Source organism: Arthrobacter sp. Y81, assembly GCF_002929335.1.
GTDB lineage: Bacteria > Actinomycetota > Actinomycetes > Actinomycetales > Micrococcaceae > Arthrobacter.
Map to the genome: position 1 here is coordinate 1 of NZ_PJIL01000112.1, position 506 is coordinate 506.

At 61.1% G+C, this 506-nt stretch carries 1 protein-coding gene; it reads right to left on the bottom strand.

Going from position 1 to position 506, the window contains the following annotated elements; all coding sequences use genetic code 11:
- The coding region (locus CXQ91_RS24450) for an amino acid permease (protein ID WP_146072451.1) at nucleotides 1-506 on the bottom strand (506 nt) is incomplete at both ends.

Sequence of the window (506 nt, forward strand, 5' to 3'; positions counted from 1 at the left end):
GTCTGCAACAGCGCGTCCCAGGGATACAGCGCCAGCAGCACCGTCAGTGCGCCTATGTAGAAGATCAGAATGCGATAGACGACCTGATTGATCGCCCTGGGAATCACGGTTTTTGGCTCCGCCGCTTCTGCCGCCGTGATGCCGACCAGTTCCAGCCCGCCGAAGGAGAACATGATGATCGCCAGCGCCAGCAGCATGCCGCTGAAGCCGTTGGGGAAGAAGCCACCGTGCGTCCACAGGTTGCTGATGCTTGCCTGCTCGCCCCCCTGGCCACTGACCAGCAGGAAAAGCCCGAGCAGGATCATGCCGACGATGGCGGCGACCTTGACGATGGCAAACCAGAACTCGGCCTCACCGAAAGCCTTGACGTTGCTGAGATTGATCAGATTGATCAGCACGAAGAACGCAGCGGCTGTGGCCCAGGCGGGAATATCAGGCCACCAGAACTGCACGTACTTGCCGACCGCCGTCAGCTCGGCCATGCCCACCAGGACGTACAGCACCCA